This is a genomic window from Streptomyces bluensis, from assembly GCF_014650715.1.
Classification (GTDB): Bacteria; Actinomycetota; Actinomycetes; order Streptomycetales; family Streptomycetaceae; genus Streptomyces; species Streptomyces bluensis.
In genome coordinates this window covers 295646-318051 of record NZ_BMVM01000002.1, presented here as the reverse complement: position 1 = coordinate 318051, position 22406 = coordinate 295646, and the positions used below count along the sequence as shown (strand labels likewise).

Genomic DNA, 22406 nt, shown 5'->3' with positions numbered 1-22406 from the left:
CCCCGCGCGGTCACAGACTCAAGCCCGGGTGCAACCGGTCGAGGGTCCACACCTGCCTGCGGCGGGCCGACACGGCGGTCAGCGCAAGGGCGCCCGCGGTGAAGGCCGCGAGGACGCCGCACGCCTGCCAGACCGGGGACAGATCGCCGCCGGTGACGAGCCTCCTGAGCGCCTCCACGACATAGCTCATCGGCAGGAAGGGATGGATCGCGTTGAAGAAGTCCGGGCTGGTCTGCACGGGATACGTGCCGCCCGCCGACGTCAGCTGCAGCATCAGGACGGCCAGGACGAGGATCCGGCCCGCCGCTCCGAAACGTGCGTTCAGCCACTGCACGATCGCCGCGAAGCACGCCGTCACCAGGAACAGGAAGCCCACCGTGCCGGCCGCCCGCGTGGGCTCAAGGCCGACGGCCCAGCGGAGCACCGCCATGAGGGCGGCCGTCTGCAGCACCCCCAGGGCGGCCACCGGCAGCCAGCCCGCCAGCGCGATCCGCCACGCCGAGGCGCCCGCGGCCAGCGCACGCCGGTTGAGCGGCTGGATCAGCATGTACGCCACCATCGCGCCCACCCACAGGGACAGCGGGATGAAGTACGGGGCGAAGCCGGTGCCGTAGTTGGGCGCCTTGTGCAGGTCCCTGGAGGCCAGCTGCACCGGGTCGGCCATCACCCGGGTGTGCTGGTCACGGTCCTGCCGGTCGTAGTCGGGGATCCGCTCCGCCCCGTCGCGCAGCCCACCGGCGAGCTTCCCGGAGCCGTCGGCCAGCCGGTACATGCCGCCCTTGAGATCGATCGCGCCCGACGACAGCTCACCGAGGCCCGTGTCCAGGTCCGCCGCGCCCGTCTGCGCCGTACCGAGGCCGGTGTGCAGCGCCCGCGCGCCCCTGGCGACCTTCGCGGCGCCCTCGCTGAGGGCGTTCACCTTGGAGACGGCGTCGTCGAGGTTCTCGGAGAGGCGGGGCGCCGCCTCGGCGAGGGCCCTGGCCTGTCGTTGGAGGGTCGCCAGGTCCTTGTCGAGGGCCTTCATGTCGCCGTCGTAGTCCCGCACCACCGCGTTGACGTCCGCGGCGAGCCGTGCCGCGTCGGAGGCCGCGTCCTTGGCCTTCTTCAGGTCGCCGCAGGCCGGATCGGGCACGAGTTGCTTCTCGCAGCGCCTCGCGTAGACACCGTTCAGCGTCTCGGACGCCGTACGGGTGCCGCTCTCCGCGGCCGGGGCCGTCTTCACGAAGGCGTCGAGATGACCGCGGATCACGCCCGCCGAGTCGGCCACCAGGGTGGCGGTGGAGGCGATCGTGCGACCGTCGTCCTTCAGGAACGGCCGTACCTGGTCCGCGGCCCCGCTCACCTTCCCGGCGAGTGCCCGGGTGCCGTCCGCGACCTGCCGGGAACCCTGCTCCAGGGCGTCGGCACCGCGGTCCAGCCTGCTCAGGCCGCTTGACAGCGCGCCGCTGCCCTCCTTGGCCTTCCTCAGGCCGTCCGCGAGGTCCTCGGAGCCCTTCTCGGCCCTCCCGATGCCGTCCCTGAGGTCGTCGGCGCCCTTCGCGGCCTTCTCCGTCTCGGCGTGAATGCCGGAGAACGAGACGAAGATCCGGTCCAGGAAGGACCGCGACGCCTTCGTGGACGCGGCCGTGCGCACCTCCGAGAACACCGTCCTGGAGATCTGCCCGACGACGTAGTTGTTCGCGTCGTTCGTACGCACCTGGAGGGTGCCCGTCTCGGGGGAGTCCCCGGAACTGGACGCGATCCGCTCGCTGAAGTCCGACGGCATGGTCAGCGACAGGTAGTACGTGCCGTCCTCGACGCCCTCACGGGCCTCCTCGGCGCTCACCTCGCGCCAGTCGAAGACGTCGCTGTCGAGCAGCCTCTCGGCGATGTCGTCGCCCGCTGTGAGTTTCTCTCCGCCGGCGGTCGCCCCCTTGTCGTCGTTCACCAGCGCCACGGGGACGCGGTCGAGGCGGCCGTACGGGTCCCAGAACGACCACAGGTACAGCGCGCCGTACAGCAGCGGCAGCAACAGCAGCGAGACCAGTGCCGCGCGCGGGAGCCTCCCCCTGCCGAACCGCCTGAGCTCAAGCGTGGCCAGCTTCGGCGAGCGCATCGGCCGTCCCCTCGTCATCGTTCCGTGCTGTGCTGTCGTTGCTGTCGTGCTGCCGCGTGGACACGACCACGGCGCCTTCAGGTGCCTCGCTGCACACCGCCACCACCGTGGTCCCGGTTTCGGCGACCGATCTCAACAGGGCCCATGCCTCGGCCCGTTCGGCATCCGAGAGCTTCAGGTCGGTGTCGTCCACGCCGAGAAGGCGGGGGCGGCCGATCAGAGCCAGGGCGACCGACAGCCGCAGCGCCTGAATCCGCTCCAGATCGCGTACGGCGGTCCGGGCGCCCTTGGGCAGCGCCGTCAGGTCGAGTCCGGCGGCGGACAACGCGTCGTCGATGCGGGCCTTCGCATCGGCGGCACGTTCGGCGCGCGGCCGCACGAGTTCCCGTAGGGAACCACGCACGGAACCCCCGAACCTCCGCTCCAGCAGCGCCCGTTCGCGCAGGTGCTCGCCGACGGTCAGGGCCGGGTCCAGCTCGGTGACCCCCGGGACGTGGGCGAGCGCGCTGATCCGGCGTACCGCGGACATGCCCCCGGGAAGCCGGTGCGGGCCGACCGCAGCGTGCCCCTCGCCGGGCTTCATCCGGCCGGTGAGGGCCAGCAGCAGACAGGTGCGGCCGGACCCGGACGGTCCCTGGATCACGACGAGCGAGCCGGGCTCCGCCTGGAAGCCGACTCCCCGGAACGCCCAGCCGCGCGGCCCCCTGAGCCCGAAGTCCGCTGCCCCGACGGCGATTCCCGCCGCTTCACGCGGCGCATCCGGCTCGTCCGTGCCCCTCACGTCGTCCCCATCCCACGTTTTGAACTGACTGGTCAGTGCAAAAGCTACTCCGAACCTGTGAGCGAAGCAAAATCCCAGGTCAGAACGGATTGTCAGTGCCATACCTCACGATGAGCACATACGGCCACAGTGCCGTCACACAGACGACAGGAGGTCCGTCATGGCCAGCCCCCACGCAGCCGCCGCCCCTCGGCGCCGCGCCACCGGCCCTGCCCCCTCACTGACCGGCCCGGCGAGCGACGTGCACCCCGTGCTCCGCCGGGCGACGGCCCCGCCCGCCGCCCTCGACCTGCTCGCCCAGGCCCGCGCCGGCCTCGACGAGGCGGCCGTGCTGGAGACTCCCAACGAGCGGTACGCGACGGCCCATCTGGCCGCCCTGCGCACCGCCGCCGCCGTTCTCGCCGCCCGGGGCCGCCCGGAGCCCACCGCGCGGCGCCGCGCCAAGATCCGGAGCGCCTGGGAGGTGCTTCCCGAGATCGCGCCCGAACTCACCGAGTGGAGCGCGCTGTTCGCCTCCGGAGCCGCCCGCCGCGCCCGCGCCGAGGCCGGCATCCGGGGCGCGGCGAGCGCGCGCGACGCGGACGACCTGATACGGGATGTGGCGATGTTCCTCCGCCTCGTCGAGCGCCTGCTGGTCCTCCAGCCCGTCCTGCCACAGCCCCGACGGGACAGGCAGGGCAGGCCGGACAGGCAGGACAAGCAGGACAGTCAGGATGGCGACAGGCGGGGCGGTCAGGACGGGGGGCCGGAGGTGCCGAACGCGGGCTGAGCCCCGCGGGACCGGCCGTGTACTCCGCGCCCCTGGGGTGACCTGGCACGGAAGCAGTCCCCAGGGCCCGCCTCCCCCGGCGCGGGACACACGGCCGGGTACGGCTACGGAGGCAATAGGGTGGGAGTACCCGCAACTCTCCGCCGTGACCCCCGCCCGGCGGAGGCAAGACCATCGCTCCGCCGTACAGCAGGCGGTGCCGCGCCGAGGAGTCAACTGCCGTGTCGGACCCGATGCGCCCACCCGTCTCCCACCACCGCCCTCAAACGGCGTCGCTACGCTCCGACCCCTCCCGACCCCGCGCCTCGCTCCGGACCGCCGTGGTCTGGGACGTCCTGAAGGACGCCCTCGACCGCCGGGTCAAGGCCACGGGCCGCGACGCGCACATCGGCCTCGACGTCCTGGACACCGGGGGCGGCAGCGGCAACTTCGCGGTGCCCGTGGCCCGCCTCGGCCACCGCGTCACCGTCGTCGATCCCAGCCCCAACGCACTGTTCGCGCTGGAGCGCCGCGCCGCCGAGGCCGGCGTCGCCGACCGCGTACGAGGCGTCCAGGGCGACGCGCACGGCCTCTTCGACGTCGTCGAGCGCGGCGCCTACGACGCGGTGCTCTGCCACGGCGTCCTGGAGTACGTGGACGACCCCGCCGAGGGCATCGGCAACGCGGTCGCCGCGCTGCGCTCCGAGGGCGTCCTCAGCCTGCTCGCCTCGGGTCTGGGCGGAGCGGTGCTCGCCCGTGCCCTCGCCGGGCACTTCAAGGAGGCCAGGCACGCGCTCGACGACCCGAACGGGCGCTGGGGCGAGGGCGACCCCGTCCCGCACCGCTTCACCGCCGGGCAACTGACCGAGCTCGTCGAGGGCGCCGGCCTCAGGGTCGCCGCGGTGCACGGCGTGCGGGTCTTCGCCGACCTCGTTCCCGGTGTGCTCGTGGACACCGAGCCGGGCGCCCTGGACGCGCTGCTCAAGCTGGAGGCCGCGGCCGCCGAGCTGCCCGCGTTCCACTCCGTGGCGACCCAGCTTCATGTGCTCGGTGAGACGCCGGTGGCCACCGAGGCCTGAGTGGCCTCCTGGGAAGCGTGCCTGATCAGGGGCTCGACGGCGGATGGAGTACGCCACAGGCCGCCCGATCCCGCGCTCGGAGCCGTATGATCGAGTGAGACCGTCCGGCATGACGGGCCGTTCACTGGGGCATGTACGCCTCAGTGAATCGGAGTGCCATGGCGGATTTCGGTTGGCGAATTGGCGTAGAGGGGCGGGTTTCACGGGGGCGATTCCCTGCCTATCCTGAAGAGGACCCCCCGGGTCGCCCCGGCGACCGCACGATGAGGAGGACTCCGTGCCGCTCTCGGAGCACGAGCAGCGAATGCTCGAGCAGATGGAGCGAGCGCTGTACGCCGAAGATCCCAAGTTCGCGACAGCGCTTGAGGGAAGCGGGCTGCGTACGTATACCCGACGACGGGTTTACCAGGCGGTCGCGGGCTTCCTGGTGGGTATCGCGCTCCTCATGGCCGGAATGGTCGCACAGCAGATCTGGGTCAGCGTGGTGGGATTCCTCGTCATGCTGGGCTGCGCGGTGCTCGCCGTCACCGGTTGGCGCAAGGCCCCCAAGCCCGGGGAGCAGCCGTCCGGCGCTCCCGGCGCCCGTCGACACCCACGACAGCGCCGCTCCATGATGGACCGCATCGAGCAGCGCTGGCAGCGTCGGCGCGACGAACAGGGCCATTAGACTCCGCCGCTCTGCCCATCACCACAGACGTGTCCGAGGGGTGACCACCCATATGGCGGTCACCCCTCCTGCACGCCCGGGAGCGGGGCCCCGGGACCGGGCGACTGCCTCCCGTCGGCGCTCTCTCCGTGCTCCGCGGGGAGCCCAGCCCCGTCGTGCTCCGCACCGGGCAGTTCCAGCCAGTCTCACCGCGCGAGGCCACTCGAAGCAGCAGCCGCCGCCGCAACACGACCGCGCGCCGCCCGCCAGGGTGGGCCCCGGCGGACGGCGCGCGGCGCGGTGCTCCCGTACTCAGCCGTTCTGGCCCGACGGGCGCCGCAGGGTCGGGCGGCGGGCCGAGACGTCGGCCTTGAGCGCCGCCCATCGGGCCGAGGCCGCCCAGACGACCCGGACGGTCGAACGCGGGGCCAGGAGCGCGCGCAGGCGGGTGGAGCGGCTGACGTGGGCCCCGAGCGAGTCCGCCACCCGGCGGGCGTCCTCCGCGAGACCCGCCGTGGGGTGGGGACGGGGAGCGTAGAGCACCTGTTCCACCGCCGCCGCCAGCCGGTGCACCGCCGCCGTGGCCCCCTCGTCCAGATGACCGAGGCGTACGATCCGCGCGGCGGCCTTGCGGGGCGTCTGGGAGTCGTCCGGTCCGATCCCGAAGTCCCAGGCCGTGTCGGTGACCTCCGCCCAGACCGCCAGCGTATGAGCCGCCACACCCTCCGGCGTACGGCCGTGGGCGCCGAGCCGTACGGCCCGGACCCGCATCCGCCACAGCATCGGCAGCAGCGGCACCGTCAGCATCGCGAGCACAGCCAGGGCGACGCCCAGGAACAGGAGCCACTGCCCGGGATCGTGGTCCGACCCCGCCGCTGCCGCCGGGGAGTCACTCGCACACGCCTGGAGCTGCTGCTCCCGCCCGGCGCAGCTCTCGCTCGCCGACGGCTCGGAGGACGGCGCCGTGGACGCCGACTGCGTGGGCCGGGCCACGTCGGGGAGACCGGTGCCGCCCGACGCCTCCGGCTGTGTGTACGACGGCGCGCTGCCGCGGTTCGGGGTCGGCTCGAAGCGGGTCCAGCCCACACCCTCGAAGTACAGCTCCGGCCACGCGTGCGCGTCCCGCAGCCCCACGGTCATCGAACCGTCCGGCTGCGGTGACCCCGGTGTGAAGCCCACCGCGACCCGCGCCGGTATGCCCAGCGAGCGGGCCATCGACGCCATCGCGAACGAGAAGTGGACGCAGAATCCCTCCTTGTCCCGGAGGAACCGCGCTATCGCGGTCGAGTCGCTGCCCACCTTCACCTGAGTGTCGTACGTGAACCCGCCGCTCACCGAGAACCAGTCCTGCAGCTTGACCGCCCGCTCGTAGTTGTTCGCCGAGCCCGCGGTCACCTCGCGCGCCGTCCGGGCGACCACCTGCGGCAGCGAATTCGGCAGTGCGGTGTACTCGCGCTGCAGAGCCGGCGGCGGCTGAGGCGCCGAGGACAGCTGCTCCGCGGTCGGCTGCACGATCAGGCTCCTGACCGTGTACCGCAGGCCGCGGGTGTTCTGCCCGTGGTCGCCGACGAGTGTGCGGCCGGTCGGCTCGTACCGCCAGTCGCCCGCGATGTCCACGCCGGTCGCCGGGTACGGCATCGGCAGCCAGTCCTGGCCGTAGTCCTTCGCCGCCGCAATCCGGGTCTCGATCTCGGTGCGCTTGACGTCGGGGCCGAGACCGAGCGGCGTCGGGAACGTCTCCGGCACGCCCTCGATGCGGCGCTGGGACGGCTTCCACGCGGTGCCGTCGAACTCGTCCAGGGCGACGATCCGCAGGTACAGGTCCTCGGTGTTCTCGGTGTTCGTGCGATAGGACATGACCTGGCGGTCCTCGTCCACGTTCAGGCTGTCGCGCAGCGACACCAACGGGTTCACCGCCGAGATCGTGCCGCCGCCCCCGGAGCCGGAACCCACTCCCGTGCCCGCGGCGCCCAGCAGCCCCCCGTCCAGTGTCGGCAGCGGCAGCAGGGCGATGCCCAGCGCGACCACGCCGATGCGCCGCCCGGTCCGGACCGGGGCCACCGCTCCGGCCGCGGAGTCCGCCCCCGGCCCGCGGGGCGCCCCGCCGAAGACGCGGCCCCACTGCGACAGCCGCTCACGGCCCTCGGCGAGAAGCAGCATCAGATAGCCGGCCGCCGCGACCACGAACGACAGCCACTCCAGGTCGTCGGACAATCCCGCGGCGACCGAGTACAGCGCGAGCAGCGGCAGACCTGCGGGCGCGGCGCTGCGGAAGGTCACCGCGAGGGTGTCCACCGCGAGCCCGATCACCAGGACACCGCCGACCATCATCAGCCTGATGCCGTCGGTCAGCGGCGCCGGGGTCGTGTACTTCCCGACGTCCTCCGCGCCCGTCTGCAGCAGCGTCCAGAACTGCTGGAACGCCTCCGGCCCTGGGATCAGCCCGACCAGGGCCTGCTGCCGGGCGAAGACCAGCGTGAGCAGCAGCAGCGTCACCAGTGCCTGCGCCGCCACGGTCAGCGGCCGGGCCAGTGGCACCCGCCGCGTCAGCGCCCCCACCACGGTCTGCACGCCGAGCAGGAGCGCCGCCTGCAGGATCCAGGACAGCTGATCGACCAGCGGCAGCAGTGCGCACGCCGACGTGAGAGTGGCGGCCCAGGCGCCCAGCGCCAGCCTCGCCCGACCGCTCATGACCGTCCCTCCGTACCGCTACCGCTACCGCCACCGCTGCCCGCGGTCGCGCCCGTGCGCTGCCGGTCCGCCTGGCGCCACAGGTCCGCCAGTCCGGCGCCCCGCGGCACGCTCAGTGCCGTCCAGCCGGCCTCCTGGAGCATGCGCAGGGTCTCCTCGCTGCGGTTCTTCCCACCCGGGGCGGGCACGTCGGTCGGCTCACGCCCCCATGTGTCGCTGTCCAGCAGGAAGGCGACCGCCCCTCCGCTGCGCTGGCGCATCCTGCCGACCACGGCCGCCTGCTCCTCGTCCAGGTCGCCGAGGAAGGCCACCAGCAGCCCCTCGTTCCCGCCGCGCAGCATGTCGTACGCCGACGAGAGCCCCGTGCCGTCGGAGTGGTCGATCACCGCGAGCGTGTCCAGCATCAGCCCCGCGGCGTCGGCCGACTCCTGGCTCGCGCCCGCGAACCCGCCGGTCCCCTCGCCGGGCACCGAGTTGCCCGTGTCCGTCAACAGACGTACGGAGAAGCCTCGTTCGAGCAAGTGCGCCAGCACCGACGCCGTGCCGGAGACCGCCCACTCGAAGGCCGAGTCCGGGCCCGCGCCCTCGAAGGCCAGTCCCCGGGTGTCGAGCAGCACCGAGCAGCGGGCGCGCTGCGGCTGCTCCTCGCGCCGCACCATCAGCTCGCCATACCGGGCGGTCGAACGCCAGTGCACCCGGCGCAGGTCGTCGCCGTGCCGGTACCCGCGCGGGATCACGTCGTCCTCGCCGGCCAGCGCCAGCGAACGCTGCCGCCCGTCGCCGTACCCCTTGGCCTCGCCGCTGAGCCGAACCGGCGGCAGCGGCTCCACGCGCGGGATGACCGTGAGTGTGTCGTACGCGGAGAAGGAGCGGGTCAGCTCGCACATCCCGAACGGGTCGGACAGACGCAGTTGCAGCGGCCCCAGCGGATAGCGGCCGCGCAGGTCGGAGCGCACGCGGTACGACACCTCGCGGCGGCCGCCCGCCTCCACCCGGTCCAGGACGAACCGGGGGCGCGGCCCCAGCACGTACGGCACCCGGTCCTGGAGCATCAGCAGACCCGTGGGCAACCGCGAGACGTTGTCCATCCTCAGATGGACGCGGGCCTCGGAACCGGCGGGCACGCGCGCGGGGGACAGGCGCCGGCTCCCGGCGACCCGGTAGCGGGTGCGGTACAGCACGGTCGCGCAGATCAGCGGCAGCACGGTCAGCAGTAGACCGACCCGGAGCAGATCGCCCTGCCCGAGGACGTACGCGCAGACGGCGGCGGCCACCCCGGCGGCCAGGAAGGAGCGCCCGCGGGTGGTGAGGCCGGCGAGCGTCGTGCGCAGGCCGCCCTTTTCCTGCTCCGGGGCGGGCGCCTGCGCCGGGGTGGTCATCCAAGCCTCCGCGGCTGCTGCGGATACACGGGCGCCCCTCGGCCCACGCCGAAACCGCTCTGCGGCTGGGGCGCGGACGGAACGGGCGTGCGCTGGATGATCTCCTGGACGACCTGCTCCGCCGTACGGCGGTTCAGCTGGGCCTGGGCGGTGGGCAGCAGGCGGTGGGCCAGGACGGCGACGGCGAGGGCCTGAACATCGTCCGGCAGCGCGTACTCCCGGCCGCTCAGCGCCGCGGACGCCTTCGCCGCGCGCAGCAGGTGCAGCGTGGCACGCGGGGAGGCGCCCAGTCTGAGGTCGGGGTGGGTGCGGGTGGCGCCGACCAGGTCCACGGCGTACCGCCGGACCGTTTCCGCGACGTGGACGCCCCGGACGGCCTCGATCAGCTTCACGATCTCGTGCGCGTGCGCCACCGGCCGCAGGTCCTCCAGCGGTGACGCCCCGCCGTGAATGTCGAGCATCTGCAACTCGGCCTCCGGGCTGGGGTAGCCGACGGAGACCCGGGCCATGAAGCGGTCGCGCTGCGCCTCCGGCAGTGGGTAGGTGCCCTCCATCTCGACCGGGTTCTGCGTCGCCACCACCATGAAGGGGCTGGGCAGGTCGTAGGTCTTGCCGTCGATCGTGACCTGGCGCTCCTCCATGGACTCCAGGAGCGCGGACTGTGTCTTCGGCGAGGCGCGGTTGATCTCGTCACCGATCACGATCTGCGCGAAGATCGCCCCCGGTTTGAACTCGAAGTCCTTCCGCTGCTGGTCCCAGATGGACACACCCGTGATGTCCGACGGCAGCAGGTCGGGCGTGAACTGGATGCGCCGCACGGAGCAGTCGATGGACCGCGCCAGTGCCTTGGCGAGCATGGTCTTGCCGACGCCGGGAACATCCTCGATCAGAAGATGTCCCTCGGCGAGCAGCACTGTCAGCGAAAGCCGTACGACCTCAGGCTTGCCCTCGATCACTTCCTCGACCGAACTGCGCACACGCTCCACAGTGCTGGTCAGATCCGTAAGGCTCGCTCGATCGTCATAGGTCGTCACCCGGCCCTCCTCGGCCCGTACTTACTCCGGGCCGACGCTCTGCGATGCGGACCGGCCCACCCCGAACACGGGCACCACGCGGGAAAAGTTCCGCGTGACGCCACACCCGCATTCTTGCTGCCGTTACCGATTCGTGTCACTCGCCTGTGGATAACTGGCCGCGATATGTAGGGGCTTGCAGTGCTTTGAGCACCAGGTTGTCAGCAAACCGACAGCTGGCCGGGCTGAGCGAGGTGAGCACGGCGGGCCGGTTCGACGTGGTTCAGGCCGGGTCGACCTCGCGCAGCAGACCCGTCCGCACATCGAAGACGAACCCGCGGACGTCGTCGGTGTGCGGCAGGAAGGGCGAGGTGCGCACGCGCTGCATCGACTGGCGTACGTCCTGGTCGACGTCCCGGAAGGACTCCACCGCCCACGCCGGGCGCTGGCCGACCTCCAGCTCCAGCTCGTTGCGGAAGTCCTCGGTGAGGGCCTCCAGACCGCAGCCGGTGTGGTGGATGAGGACGACGCTGCGGGTGCCGAGCTTGCGCTGGCTGATGGTGAGGGAGCGGATCACGTCGTCGGTGACGACTCCGCCCGCGTTACGGATGGTGTGACAGTCGCCCAGCTCCAGGCCGAGCGCGGCGTGCAGGTCGAGCCGGGCGTCCATACAGGCCACGACGGCGACGTGAAGGACGGGACGGGCGTCCATCCCGGGGTCGGTGAACGCGTCGGCGTACCGCTCGTTCGCCTCGACGAGGCGGTCGGTGACGGTGCCGCCGCCGGTTATGGCGTCCTCGGGCCCTGTGGGAAGCGATGCGGAAGTCGTCATACCCATGACGGTACTGGTCACGGCCGCCGCGGGCGCGCAGTGAGGCGCGACAAAGAACGCCGTCGCGGCTTGTTGTGGGGTAACCCACAGGCGTGGCACGGTTGCATCCATATGGGTGGTTACGTTCCGCTTGGTGCTTCGAACACGAGGCCTGTCGCGACGCGCAGGCCGGTTGATTGACCGCGGGAAACCGTGGACTAAAGTGACGCGGAGCGGGAGGCGAGGTTCCCCCTGCTGGACTGACATCCCAGGAGACCCGGCGATTTTCCGGTGTCTCCCCACGTGCGCGGCGCGCACGTACGGCTCGGCCTCCTCCCGTTCCCGGTCGGCTGACACCTCCGGCCCCGGCGGGCCTCCCCGTCACCGGGGTCACCCCCAGCGTCGGCCGGGGGAGGGCGGGGACCCGGCGGTGCGTACGGCCGCGCCGGACCTGAGAGGGCCCCTTGACCAACAGCCGCCACGTCCCCGTCATGCTCCAGCGGTGCCTGGACATGCTGGCCCCGGCCCTCACGGAGCCCGGCGCCGTCGTGGTCGACTGCACCCTCGGTCTCGGCGGCCACAGCGAGGCTCTGCTCACCCGGTTTTCCGAGGCCCGGCTCGTCGCCCTCGACCGCGACAAGGAGGCTCTGCGTCTCTCCGGGGAGCGACTCGCTCGCTTCGGCGACCGCGCCACCCTGGTGCACGCCGTCTACGACGAACTCCCCGAGGTGCTCGACCGCCTGGGCACCCCCCGCGTGCAGGGCGTCCTGTTCGACCTCGGTGTCTCCTCCATGCAGCTCGACGAGGCCGACCGCGGGTTCGCGTACGCCCAGGACGCCCCGCTCGACATGCGCATGGACCAGACGACCGGCATGAGCGCGGCCGAGGTGCTCAACACCTACCCGCCCGGCGAGCTGGTGCGGATCCTCAGGGCGTACGGCGAGGAGAAGCAGGCCAAGCGGATCGTCGCCGCGATCGTGCGCGAGCGGGACAAGGAGCCGTTCAGCAACAGCGCGCGGCTCGTCGAGCTGATCCGCGACGCCCTGCCGCAGGCTGCCAAGCGCACCGGCGGCAACCCCGCCAAACGCACCTTCCAGGCGTTGCGCATCGAGGTCAACGGCGAACTCACCGTCCTCCAGAGGGCGATCCCCGCGGCCGTGCGGGCGCTCGCCGTGGGCGGCCGGATCGCCGTCCTGTCGTACCACTCGCTCGAAGACCGGCTGGTCAAGCAGGTGTTCACGGCCGGTGCCACCTCCACCGCGCCCGCCGGGCTCCCCGTCGTCCCCGAGCGCTACCAGCCCCGGCTCAAGCTGCTCACCCGCGGTGCCGAACTTCCCACCGAGGAGGAGGTCGCGGAGAACCGCCGGGCCGCTCCCGCGCGGCTGCGGGGCGCGGAGCGCATCCGTGAGGACGGTGAGTGAGTCGTATGAGGAGGAGGGCGGTGAGGAAGGCGGTGGATTTCCCGGCACAGTCCGTCGGCCGAGGGGCCCGCTTGGCTGGTCGAGCCCACGCGGCGCAGCCGCATATCGCCGTCCGTTGGGAATCCGAACCCGCGAGGAGGGTGCGTGAGTAGGAAACCCGAACTGAGGGGCCGGGCCGCTCGGCTCGCGCGGCTCTTCCCCGCGGGACCGGCCCAGGCGGCCCGCACCCCGTTCGTCCTCCTCGTCGTGTTCCTCCTGGGCGGCGGCCTCATCGGCCTGCTCGTGCTGAACTCCGCCCTCAGCGAAGGGGCGTTCAGGCTCGGCGACCTCAAGGACGACACGAAGAGCCTCACGGACGAGGAGCAGGCCCTCCAGCGCGACGTGGACGCCTACTCGGCCCCCGACGCCCTCCAGCGCCGCGCCCGCGAACTGGGCATGGTCCCCGGCGGCGACCCGGTCTTCCTGAACCCCGACGGCACCGTCAGGGGCGTCCCCGCCCCGGCCGCCCCGGAGGTCCCGGCGGTCTCCCTCATGCTCGCGCCCAAGGTGACCGCGAGCCCGCCACCCACCCCCGCGTCCCCGTCACCCGCCCCCACGCCCGCCTCGGCGCCGGACTCCGCCGCCGTACCCCCCGCCCCGTCCGCACAGGCCGCACAGTCCCAGCACGCCCCGACGAACCCCGGCAGGTGACGGAAGTGTCCGACAGGGAACCGCCGCGCCGCCGCGTGCCCGCCCCCGCCGGGCCCGTACGCCCGGGCAACCAGCGCCGTCCCGGCGCCCGCCCCGCCCGCCGCCCGGCCGCGGCCCGGCCCGCCGGCCCCAAGGCCCTTCGGCTCGGCAGCCCCCGGCCGCGCCTGCGCATGGTGAGCCTCGCCCTGACCCTGGTGTTGATCGCCTTCGTCGTACGGCTGCTCCAGGTGCAGGCCGTCGATGCCGGCGAGTACACGGCCAGGGCCGAGCGGGACCGGTATGTGGGACACGTCCTGGCGGCCGAGCGCGGCGAGATCACCGACCGCGACGGCGTCGCCCTGGCGATCAGCGTCGACGCGAACGACATCACGGCCGACCCGACGCTGTTCACCCGTGAGCAGACGAAGATCGCCGACGCCCCCGAGCAGGCTGCCGCGCTCCTCGCGCCGATCCTCGGCCAGGACGAGGAGGCGATCGCCGCGAAGCTCAAGGCGAAGAACACCCGGTACGTGCTGCTCGCCCGCCGTCAGATGCCCGAGGTCTGGAAACAGATCAGGGACCTGAAGACGGCGCTCGCGAAGAAGGCCGGGACGGACCCCGGCACGGCCAATGTCCTCGCGGGCGTCTTCCAGGACCCCAGCAGCAAGCGCGTGTACCCGAACGGCGGCCTCGCCGCCGGGATACTGGGCTGGGTCAACTCCGAGGGCGAGGGCGGCGGCGGGGTCGAGCGGAAGCTGGAGAAGGAACTCGCCGGCAAGAACGGCGAGATCCGCTACGCCCAGTCCGGCGGCCGCCAGGTGCCCACGGTGAGCGCCACCGAGACACCCGCCGTGCCGGGCTCCGACATCGAGCTCACCATCGACCGCGACATCCAGTGGGCCGCCCAGAACGCCATCACCGAGCAGGTGAAGAAGTCCAAGGCCGACCGCGGCTACGTGATCGTCCAGGACACCCGGACCGGAGAGATCCTCGCCCTGGCCAACGCGCCCGGCTTCGACCCGAACGACCTCTCGAAGGCGAACGGCGACGCCCTGGGCAACGCGGCCCTCCAGGACGCCTACGAGCCCGGCTCCACGGCCAAGGTCATGTCGATGGCCGCCGTCCTGGAGGAGAACGCCGCCACCCCGCTGACACACGTCACCGTGCCCAACCGGCTGCACCGCGGCGACCGCCTCTTCAAGGACGACGTCGACCACCCGACCTGGTACCTCACCCTCAACGGCGTGCTCGCCAAGTCCAGCAACATCGGCACCATCCTGGCCACCGGCCAGCTGGGAGAGACCCAGAAGCAGGCCAACCAGGTCCTCTACTCGTACCTGCGGAAGTTCGGCCTCGGCAGCTACAGCGGCCTCGGCTTCCCCGGCGAGACGAAGGGCATCCTCGCGCCGCCGGACACCTGGTCCACCTCACAGCAGTACACGATCCCTTTCGGCCAGGGCATGTCCATCAACGCGATGCAGGCGGCGTCGGTCTACTCGACGATCGCCAACGGCGGCGTACGGATCGAGCCCACGCTCGTACGGGGCAGCAAGGGACCCGACGGACGTTTCACACCCGCCCCCAAGCCCAAGGAGACGCGGGTCGTGAGCGAGAAGACGGCGAAGACCCTCGCCAGAATGCTGGAGTCGGTCGTCGACGACGTCGAGGGGACCGGCACCAAGGCGCGCATCCCCGGCTACCGGGTCGCGGGCAAGACGGGTACGGCCAACCGCGTGGATCCGGCCACCGGGCGGTACCGCGGCTACACGTCGTCGTTCGCCGGATTCGCGCCCGCCGACAACCCGCGGATCACCGTCTACTGCGCGATCCAGAACGCCACCAAGGGCGGCTACTTCGGCGGCCAGATCTGCGGACCCATCTACAAGGAGGTCATGGAGTTCGCCCTGAAGACCCTCCAGATCCCGCCCACCGGTGCGAAGGCCGCGAACCTGCCCGTCGCGTTCAAGCCCTGATCAGCACCACCGGAAAGACCGACCAGGAACCAGCTCGTGACGATGATCACCCCCGACCCCGGGAACCAGACCCCACCCCGTCCCTCGCTTCGCTCTGGCGGGGGTGAGCCCGGTACGCTCACCGCCGTGCCACACGCTGATCAGTCCCAAACCACCCAGAAGGGTGTTCCCGTGACCTATCCGGGACCGCCGCGGCCGACGCGGGTCTCCGCCACACCCCTCGCGGAGCTCGCCGGCCTGCTGGGGGCCGTGCAGCCGGAGACCCCGGAGAACGCCGTCGAGGTCACGGGCATCACCCACGACTCGCGCGCCGTGCGCCCCGGCGATCTGTACGCCGCCCTGCCCGGCGCCCGTCTCCACGGCGCCGACTTCGTGACCCAGGCGGCCGGCCTCGGCGCCGCCGCCGTGCTCACCGACCCGACGGGGGCCGAGCGCGCCGCCGCCACCGGCCTGCCGGTGCTCGTCGTCGACGACCCGCGGGGACGGATGGGTGAGCTGGCGGCCACGATCTACGGCCACCCGGGGCACGACCTGCTCCAGATCGGCATCACGGGGACCTCCGGCAAGACCACGACCGCGTACCTGGTGGAGGGCGGCCTGAAGGCCGTCCGCAGCACCGGGCTGATCGGCACCGTCGAGATGCGCATCGGTGACGAGCGCATCAAGTCCGAGCGGACCACCCCGGAGGCCACCGATCTCCAGGCCCTGTTCGCGGTCATGCGCGAGCGCGGCGTCGAGGCGGTGACCATGGAGGTCTCCAGCCACGCGCTGGTCCTCGGCCGGGTCGACGGCTGTGTCTTCGACATCGGCGTCTTCACCAACCTCAGCCCCGAACACATGGAGTTCCACTCCGGCATGGAGGACTACTTCGGGGCCAAGGCGCAGCTGTTCACGCCGAAACGCAGCAGGCTCGGAGTGATCAACGTCGACGACGAATACGGCCGCCGGCTGGTCAAGGAGGCCACCGTCCCCGTCGTCACCTTCTCCGCCGAGGGGCACCCCGACGCCGACTGGCGCGCCGAGGACGTCACCGTCGGCCCGATGGACTCGACGTTCACCGTGATCGGCCCGAAGGACGAGCGGATCGCCGCGAAGTCGCCGCTGCCGGGCCCCTTCAACGTCGCCAACACGCTCGCCGCGATCGTCGCCCTCGCCGCCGCCGGCCTCGACCCCCAGACCGCCGCCGACGGTATCGCCGCCGTGCCGGGCGTACCGGGCCGCCTGGAGCGCGTGGACGCCGGGCAGCCGTACCTCGCGGTCGTCGACTACGCACACAAGACGGACGCGGTCGAATCGGTCCTCAAAGCGCTCCGCAAGGTCACCGAGGGCAAGGTGCACATCGTGCTCGGCTGCGGCGGCGACCGGGACACGACCAAGCGCGGCCCCATGGGTGCCGCCGCCGCCCGGCTCGCCGACACCGCCGTACTGACCTCCGACAACCCGCGCTCCGAGGACCCCCTCGCGATCCTCGCGACCATGCTTGAGGGCGCGGCGTCCGTACCGGCGCACGAGCGCGGTGAGGTCCAGGTCTTCGAGGACCGGGCCGCCGCGATCGCCGCAGCCGTGGCCCGCGCACAGCCGGGGGACACCGTGCTGGTCGCCGGCAAGGGCCACGAGCAGGGACAGGACATCGCCGGGGTGGTGCGTCCCTTCGACGACCGCCAGGTGCTTCGCGAAGCTATCCAGCAGACCCAGGGATGAACTTGTGATCGCCCTCTCTCTCGCCGAGATCGCAGAAGTCGTCGGCGGGCAGACGTACGACATACCGGACCCGTCGGTCCGGGTCACCGGACCCGTCGTCAGGGACTCCCGCGAGGCGGGCCCAGGCAGCCTGTTCGTCGCGTTCGTCGGTGAGCGCGTGGACGGCCACGACTTCGCCCGGCAGGTCGTCGAGACGGGCGCCGTCGCCGTGCTGGCGTCCCGCCCCGTCGGTGTCCCCGCGATCGTCGTCGAGGACGTCCAGACGGCCCTCGGTGCCCTCGCACGCCATGTCGTCGCCAAGCTCGGCACGACCCTCGTGGCCCTGACCGGCTCCGCGGGCAAGACCAGCACCAAGGACCTCATCGCGCAGGTGCTCCAGCGCAAGGCGCCCACCGTGTGGACGCCCGGCTCGCTCAACAACGAGATCGGGCTGCCCCTCACCGCGCTCGGCGCCACCGAGGAGACGAGGTTCCTCGTCCTGGAGATGGGAGCCCGTGGAATCGGCCACATCCGGTACCTCGCCGGCCTGACCCCGCCGAAGATCGGGCTCGTCCTCAACGTCGGCAGCGCCCACATCGGCGAGTTCGGCGGCCGCGAGCAGATCGCCCTCGCCAAGGGCGAGCTGGTCGAGGCGCTGCCCGAAGAGGGTGCCGCGATCCTGAACGCCGACGACCCCCTCGTACGCGCCATGGCGTCCCGTACGAAGGCGAAGGTGCTCCTTTTCGGAGAGTCCGGCGAAGCGGACGTACGCGCCGAGAACGTGCGACTCACGGACAGCGGACAGCCCGCCTTCCGCCTTCACACACCCTCCGGTGCAAGCGATGTGACCATGCGCCTGTACGGTGAGCACCACGTGTCGAACGCGCTCGCCGCGGCCGCCGTCGCCCATGAGCTGGGCATGTCCGCGGAAGAGATCGCCACCGCGCTCTCCGAGGCAGGCTCCCTCTCCCGCTGGCGGATGGAGGTCACCGAGCGCCCTGACGGCGTGACCATCGTCAACGACGCCTACAACGCGAACCCCGAGTCCATGAGGGCCGCTCTGCGCGCGCTCGCCGCGATGGGAAACGGGCGTCGCACGTGGGCGGTGCTCGGCAAGATGGCCGAGCTCGGGGGCGAGGCGCTCGCCGAGCACGACGCGGTCGGACGGCTCGCCGTCCGGCTCAACGTCAGCAAGCTCGTCGCGGTCGGGGGCAGGGAAGCGTCCTGGCTGCAACTGGGCGCATATAACGAGGGTTCGTGGGGTGAGGAGTCGGTGCACGTGTCCGACGCACAGGCGGCGGTCGACCTGTTGCGCAGCGAGTTGCGCCCGGGAGACGTCGTACTCGTGAAGGCGTCCCGGTCGGTCGGGCTGGAGAGTGTGGCGCAGGCGCTGCTGGACAGCGGTGTCGAGGGTGAGGTTGCCGCCCGATGATGAAGCAGATCCTGTTCGCAGGAGTCATCGGCCTGTTCCTGACGCTGATCGGCACTCCGCTGCTGATCAAGCTGCTCGCCCGCAAGGGCTACGGCCAGTACATCCGTGACGACGGCCCGCGCGAGCACCACAGCAAGCGCGGTACGCCGACGATGGGTGGCATCGCCTTCATCCTGGCGACGATCGCCGCCTACTTCCTGTCCAAGGTCTTCACGGGCATGAGCGACACGGAGACACCGCCCCCGACCTTCTCGGGTGTGCTGGTGCTCTCCCTGATGGCGGGGATGGGGCTCGTCGGCTTCCTCGACGACTACATCAAGATCGTCAAGCGCCGGTCGCTGGGCCTCAGAGCCAAGGCCAAGATGGCCGGCCAGCTGATCGGCGGCATCGCGTTCGCCGTCCTCGCGCTGCAGTTCCCGGACAGCCGCGGCAACACCCCGGCCTCCACGAAGCTCTCCTTCGTCCAGGACTTCGGCTGGTCCATCGGCCCGGTGCTGTTCGTGATCTGGGCGCTGTTCATGATCCTCGCCATGTCCAACGGCGTGAACCTGACCGACGGTCTGGACGGTCTCGCCACCGGAGCCTCCGTGCTGGTCTTCGGCGCGTACACGTTCATCGGCGTCTGGCAGTTCCAGGAGGCCTGCGCCAACGCGGCCACGCTGATCAACCCGCAAGCCTGTTACGAGGTACGAGATCCCCTCGACCTCGCCGTCGTCGCCGCCGCCCTCATGGGCTCCTGTCTCGGCTTCCTGTGGTGGAACACCTCTCCCGCCAAGATCTTCATGGGCGACACCGGTTCGCTGGCCCTCGGCGGCGCGCTCGCGGGTCTCGCGATCTGCTCCCGCACCGAGCTGCTGCTCGCGCTGCTCGGCGGCCTGTTCGTCCTCATCACGATGTCGGTCGTCATCCAGGTCGGCTCCTTCCGCCTCACCGGAAAGCGCGTCTTCCGGATGGCCCCGCTCCAGCACCACTTCGAACTCAAGGGGTGGTCCGAGGTCCTTGTCGTGGTCCGCTTCTGGATCATCCAGGGCATCTGTGTGATTGTCGGACTCGGCATCTTCTACGCGGGATGGGCGGCCGACAAGTGACGTCCCCGGAGGGCATGTCCTGGCAGGGCATGCACATCACCGTCGCCGGCCTCGGAGTGAGCGGCATCAGCGCCGCCCGCGCCCTGGCCGGCCTCGGCGCGTCCGTCGTCGTGGTGGACGGCGGCGACTCGGAGGTGCTCCGGGAGAAGGCCGCCGCCCTCGAAAGCTCCCTCGAAGGCGTCCGGGTGCGGCTCGGCGACGGCGACACCCTCCCCGAGGGCACCGACCTGGTCGTCACCTCGCCCGGCTGGAAGCCCACCTCCCCGCTCTTCGCCGCGGCCGCCGAGGCGGGCGTGGACGTCGTCGGCGACGTGGAGATCGCCTGGCGGCTCCGCGGCCCCGACGCGCCCCCGTGGCTGGCCGTCACCGGCACCAACGGCAAGACGACCACCACCCGGATGCTCGCCTCGATCCTGCGCGCCGCGGGCCTGCGCACGGCCGCGGTCGGCAACATCGGCACGCCGATCATCGACATCGTGCTGGGGGAGGAGGCCTACAGCGATCTCGACGTACTGGCGGTGGAGCTGTCGAGCTACCAGCTCCACTGGGCGCCCTCCCTGCGCGCCCACTCCGCCGCCGTCCTCAACCTCGCCCCCGACCACCTCGACTGGCACGGCTCCATGGAGGCGTACGCCGCCGACAAGGGCCGTATCTACGAGGGCAATCGTGTCGCGTGCGTGTACAACGTCGCCGACAAGGCCACCGAGGACCTGGTGCGCGAGGCGGACGTCGAGGAGGGCTGCCGGGCCATCGGCTTCACGCTGGGCACGCCCGGGCCGTCCCAACTCGGCGTCGTGGAGGGCATCCTCGTCGACCGCGCCTTCGTCGAGGACCGGCAGAAGAACGCCCAGGAGCTCGCCGAGGTCGCGGACGTCAACCCGCCCGCCCCGCACAACATCGCCAACGCCCTCGCCGCCGCGGCCCTCGCCCGCGCCTTCGGAGTGCCCGCCAAGGCCGTACGGGACGGTCTGCGGGCCTTCCGGCCGGACGCGCACCGCATCGAGCACGTGGCGGACGTGGACCAGGTCGCGTACGTGGACGACTCCAAGGCCACCAACACGCATGCGGCGGAAGCCTCCTTGGCCGCGTACGAGTCGATCGTGTGGATCGCCGGCGGCCTGGCCAAGGGAGCGACCTTCGACGAACTGGTCGCCAAGTCGGCACAGCGGCTTCGCGGTGCCGTGCTGATCGGTGCCGACCGCGGCCTGATCCGGGAAGCGCTCGCGCGACACGCGCCCGAGGTGCCCGTCGTGGACCTCGACCGGACCGACACTGGGGCGATGCTCGCGGCCGTCCAGGAGGCGCGCGCGCTCGCGCGAGCGGGCGACACGGTGCTGCTGGCTCCTGCCTGTGCCTCCATGGACATGTTCGTCAACTACAACAAGCGCGGGGACGCGTTCGCGGAGGCCGTCCGCGAACTGCGGTCTGGCGACGGCTGACCCGGGTCCGCCTTGCCTGGCGGCGGAGCCGGGCGAACCTGGAGGGTACGCGTGACACGGATGTGGCGGGAGTTTCGTCGGCGGCCGTCCGCCGGTGGTACGGCGCTGGGGGTCCCCGATGGTCAGTAGCCGTACCGGCCGTCCTCCTCTCCCGCGCGTCACCCGCCGGCCGCCCGTCGCCCGCCCCCCGCGCGACAACCCCGTACGGCGGCTGGTGACGCGGGCCCGACGGGCCTGGGACCGGCCGCTCACCGCCTACTACCTGATCCTGGGCGGCAGTCTGCTGATCACCGTCCTGGGGCTGGTGATGGTGTACTCGGCCTCGCAGATCACGGCGTTGCAGCTGTCGCTGCCGGGGTCGTACTTCTTCCGGAAGCAGTTCCTGGCCGCGACGATCGGGGCCGGGCTGCTGTTCCTGGCCTCGCGGATGCCGGTGAAGCTGCACCGGGCGCTGGCGTACCCGATGCTGGCCGGCTCGGTCTTCCTGATGATCCTGGTCCAGATCCCGGGGATAGGGATGGCGGTCAACGGCAACCAGAACTGGATCTCCGTCGGCGGCCCCTTCCAGCTCCAGCCCAGCGAGTTCGGCAAGCTCGCGCTCGTGCTGTGGGGCGCCGACCTGCTCGCGCGCAAGCAGGACAAGCGGCTGCTGACGCAGTGGAAGCACATGCTGGTGCCGCTCGTCCCGGTGACGTTCATGCTGCTCGGGTTGATCATGCTGGGCGGCGACATGGGGACCGCGATCATCCTCACGGCCATCCTGTTCGGCCTGCTCTGGGTGGCGGGAGCGCCCACCCGGCTCTTCGTGGGCGTGCTGTCCGTGGCCGCGCTGATCGGCGTGCTCCTCATCAAGACCAGCGACAACCGCATGGCGCGGTTCACCTGTCTCGGCTCCACCGACGTCGACCAGTGCTGGCAGGCCGCGCACGGCATCTACGCGCTGGCCTCGGGCGGACTCTTCGGTTCCGGCCTTGGCGCCAGTGTGGAGAAATGGGGCCAACTGCCGGAAGCGCACACCGACTTCATCTTCGCCGTCACCGGTGAGGAACTGGGCCTCGCGGGGACGCTGTCGGTGCTCACCCTCTTCGCGGCTCTAGGCTATGCGGGTATCCGCGTGGCCGGACGCACGGAGGACCCCTTCGTGAGGTATGCCGCGGGAGGCGTGACCACCTGGATCACCGCGCAGGCGGTGATCAACATCGGTGCGGTGCTCGGTCTGCTGCCGATCGCCGGAGTCCCCCTCCCGCTGTTCTCCTACGGGGGATCCGCCCTGCTGCCGACCATGTTCGCCATCGGGTTGCTGATCGCCTTCGCGCGCGAAGAACCCGCTGCGCGGGCGGCGCTTGCGATGCGGCAACCTCGCTTTGGTAGAAAGCGGGCTGGAGGCCCCAAGGGGCCTCGGAGACAGAACACGATGCGACGGCGCGCCTCGGCGGCGCGCTCGTCCGGAGAGCGGTGAAT

The 22406-nt window shown here is 71.7% G+C and carries 17 protein-coding genes; 11 read left to right on the top strand and 6 right to left on the bottom strand.

Going from position 1 to position 22406, the window contains the following annotated elements:
* Positions 1 to 10 precede the first annotated feature (10 nt).
* Positions 11 to 2095 carry a YhgE/Pip family protein gene (locus tag IE262_RS06595; protein WP_189871997.1) on the bottom strand — a complete coding sequence of 695 codons (2085 nt, stop codon included), beginning with the start codon at positions 2093 to 2095 and terminating at the stop codon, positions 11 to 13.
* Positions 2067 to 2876, bottom strand: coding sequence for an ATP-binding cassette domain-containing protein (locus IE262_RS06590; protein WP_373304978.1), 810 nt, complete (start codon positions 2874 to 2876; stop codon positions 2067 to 2069). Before IE262_RS06590 ends, IE262_RS06595 begins: the two co-directional genes overlap by 29 nt.
* Before the next feature lie 160 nt (positions 2877 to 3036).
* On the opposite strand from IE262_RS06590, the gene IE262_RS06585 reads away from it, so the two are divergent.
* The 3 genes from IE262_RS06585 (at position 3037) to IE262_RS06575 (ending at position 5370) form a co-directional block, all read left to right on the top strand.
* A complete protein-coding gene (locus IE262_RS06585) occupies positions 3037 to 3645 on the top strand; it encodes an SAV_6107 family HEPN domain-containing protein (RefSeq protein ID WP_229877132.1) in 609 nt (202 codons plus the stop codon).
* A 221-nt stretch (positions 3646 to 3866) separates the two neighbouring features.
* Positions 3867 to 4703 carry a class I SAM-dependent methyltransferase gene (locus tag IE262_RS06580; protein ID WP_134032523.1) on the top strand — a complete coding sequence of 279 codons (837 nt, stop codon included), beginning with the start codon at positions 3867 to 3869 and terminating at the stop codon, positions 4701 to 4703.
* A 277-nt stretch (positions 4704 to 4980) separates the two neighbouring features.
* Positions 4981 to 5370, top strand: coding sequence for an SCO2097 family morphological protein (locus IE262_RS06575; RefSeq protein ID WP_131569623.1), 390 nt, complete (start codon positions 4981 to 4983; stop codon positions 5368 to 5370).
* Between the two features lie 291 nt (positions 5371 to 5661).
* Here the strand turns inward: IE262_RS06575 and IE262_RS06570 are convergent, their stop codons facing one another.
* From IE262_RS06570 to IE262_RS06555, 4 genes are all read right to left on the bottom strand, one after another.
* On the bottom strand, positions 5662 to 8040 hold the full coding sequence (locus IE262_RS06570; protein WP_189871993.1) for a transglutaminase TgpA family protein: 2379 nt from the start codon (positions 8038 to 8040) through the stop codon (positions 5662 to 5664).
* Positions 8037 to 9419 (bottom strand): DUF58 domain-containing protein, encoded by a 1383-nt coding sequence (locus tag IE262_RS06565; RefSeq protein WP_189871991.1) that lies wholly within the window; start codon positions 9417 to 9419, stop codon positions 8037 to 8039. Before IE262_RS06565 ends, IE262_RS06570 begins: the two co-directional genes overlap by 4 nt.
* Positions 9416 to 10453, bottom strand: coding sequence for an AAA family ATPase (locus tag IE262_RS06560; RefSeq protein WP_134032532.1), 1038 nt, complete (start codon positions 10451 to 10453; stop codon positions 9416 to 9418). Before IE262_RS06560 ends, IE262_RS06565 begins: the two co-directional genes overlap by 4 nt.
* Before the next feature lie 262 nt (positions 10454 to 10715).
* Entirely contained in the window at positions 10716 to 11264 is a 549-nt protein-coding gene (locus tag IE262_RS06555) for a beta-class carbonic anhydrase (protein ID WP_134032536.1), read from the bottom strand.
* Between the two features lie 443 nt (positions 11265 to 11707).
* Here IE262_RS06555 and rsmH point away from each other — a divergent pair, with 443 nt between their 5' ends.
* The 8 genes from rsmH to ftsW all read left to right on the top strand — a co-directional run bounded on the left by rsmH (position 11708) and on the right by ftsW (position 22404).
* Positions 11708 to 12664: a 16S rRNA (cytosine(1402)-N(4))-methyltransferase RsmH gene (rsmH, locus tag IE262_RS06550; protein WP_134032539.1), complete on the top strand. Its 957-nt coding sequence runs from the start codon at positions 11708 to 11710 to the stop codon at positions 12662 to 12664.
* A 144-nt stretch (positions 12665 to 12808) separates the two neighbouring features.
* Complete coding sequence (gene ftsL / locus IE262_RS06545) at positions 12809 to 13354, top strand: cell division protein FtsL (RefSeq protein WP_189871989.1); 546 nt, start codon at positions 12809 to 12811, stop codon at positions 13352 to 13354.
* A gap of 5 nt (positions 13355 to 13359) precedes the next feature.
* Positions 13360 to 15306, top strand: a complete 1947-nt coding sequence (locus IE262_RS06540; RefSeq protein WP_308432728.1) for a peptidoglycan D,D-transpeptidase FtsI family protein — start codon at positions 13360 to 13362, stop codon at positions 15304 to 15306.
* 36 nt (positions 15307 to 15342) lie between these two features.
* Positions 15343 to 17007: a UDP-N-acetylmuramoyl-L-alanyl-D-glutamate--2,6-diaminopimelate ligase gene (locus IE262_RS06535; RefSeq protein ID WP_189871985.1), complete on the top strand. Its 1665-nt coding sequence runs from the start codon at positions 15343 to 15345 to the stop codon at positions 17005 to 17007.
* Between the two features lie 4 nt (positions 17008 to 17011).
* A complete protein-coding gene (locus IE262_RS06530) occupies positions 17012 to 18418 on the top strand; it encodes a UDP-N-acetylmuramoyl-tripeptide--D-alanyl-D-alanine ligase (RefSeq protein WP_134032552.1) in 1407 nt (468 codons plus the stop codon).
* Positions 18415 to 19506, top strand: coding sequence for a phospho-N-acetylmuramoyl-pentapeptide-transferase (mraY, locus tag IE262_RS06525; RefSeq protein WP_189871983.1), 1092 nt, complete (start codon positions 18415 to 18417; stop codon positions 19504 to 19506). Before IE262_RS06530 ends, mraY begins: the two co-directional genes overlap by 4 nt.
* Positions 19488 to 20945 (top strand): UDP-N-acetylmuramoyl-L-alanine--D-glutamate ligase, encoded by a 1458-nt coding sequence (gene murD, locus IE262_RS06520; protein WP_189871981.1) that lies wholly within the window; start codon positions 19488 to 19490, stop codon positions 20943 to 20945. The genes mraY and murD overlap by 19 nt, the downstream gene beginning before the upstream one ends.
* Before the next feature lie 118 nt (positions 20946 to 21063).
* Positions 21064 to 22404 carry a putative lipid II flippase FtsW gene (gene ftsW, locus IE262_RS06515; protein ID WP_134032558.1) on the top strand — a complete coding sequence of 447 codons (1341 nt, stop codon included), beginning with the start codon at positions 21064 to 21066 and terminating at the stop codon, positions 22402 to 22404.
* The last annotated feature ends 2 nt before the right edge of the window (positions 22405 to 22406 follow it).

Bases quoted from the DNA above. Each gene is read 5' to 3' on its own strand.
- IE262_RS06595 (WP_189871997.1), bottom strand. From the start codon at position 2,095: ATGCGCTCGCCGAAGCTGGCCACGCTTGAGCTCAGGCGGTTCGGCAGG.
- IE262_RS06585 (WP_229877132.1), top strand. From the start codon at position 3,037: ATGGCCAGCCCCCACGCAGCCGCCGCCCCTCGGCGCCGCGCCACCGGC.
- IE262_RS06570 (WP_189871993.1), bottom strand. From the start codon at position 8,040: ATGAGCGGTCGGGCGAGGCTGGCGCTGGGCGCCTGGGCCGCCACTCTC.
- IE262_RS06565 (WP_189871991.1), bottom strand. From the start codon at position 9,419: ATGACCACCCCGGCGCAGGCGCCCGCCCCGGAGCAGGAAAAGGGCGGC.
- IE262_RS06555 (WP_134032536.1), bottom strand. From the start codon at position 11,264: ATGACGACTTCCGCATCGCTTCCCACAGGGCCCGAGGACGCCATAACC.
- mraY (WP_189871983.1), top strand. From the start codon at position 18,415: ATGATGAAGCAGATCCTGTTCGCAGGAGTCATCGGCCTGTTCCTGACG.
- murD (WP_189871981.1), top strand. From the start codon at position 19,488: ATGGGCGGCCGACAAGTGACGTCCCCGGAGGGCATGTCCTGGCAGGGC.
- ftsW (WP_134032558.1), top strand. From the start codon at position 21,064: ATGGTCAGTAGCCGTACCGGCCGTCCTCCTCTCCCGCGCGTCACCCGC.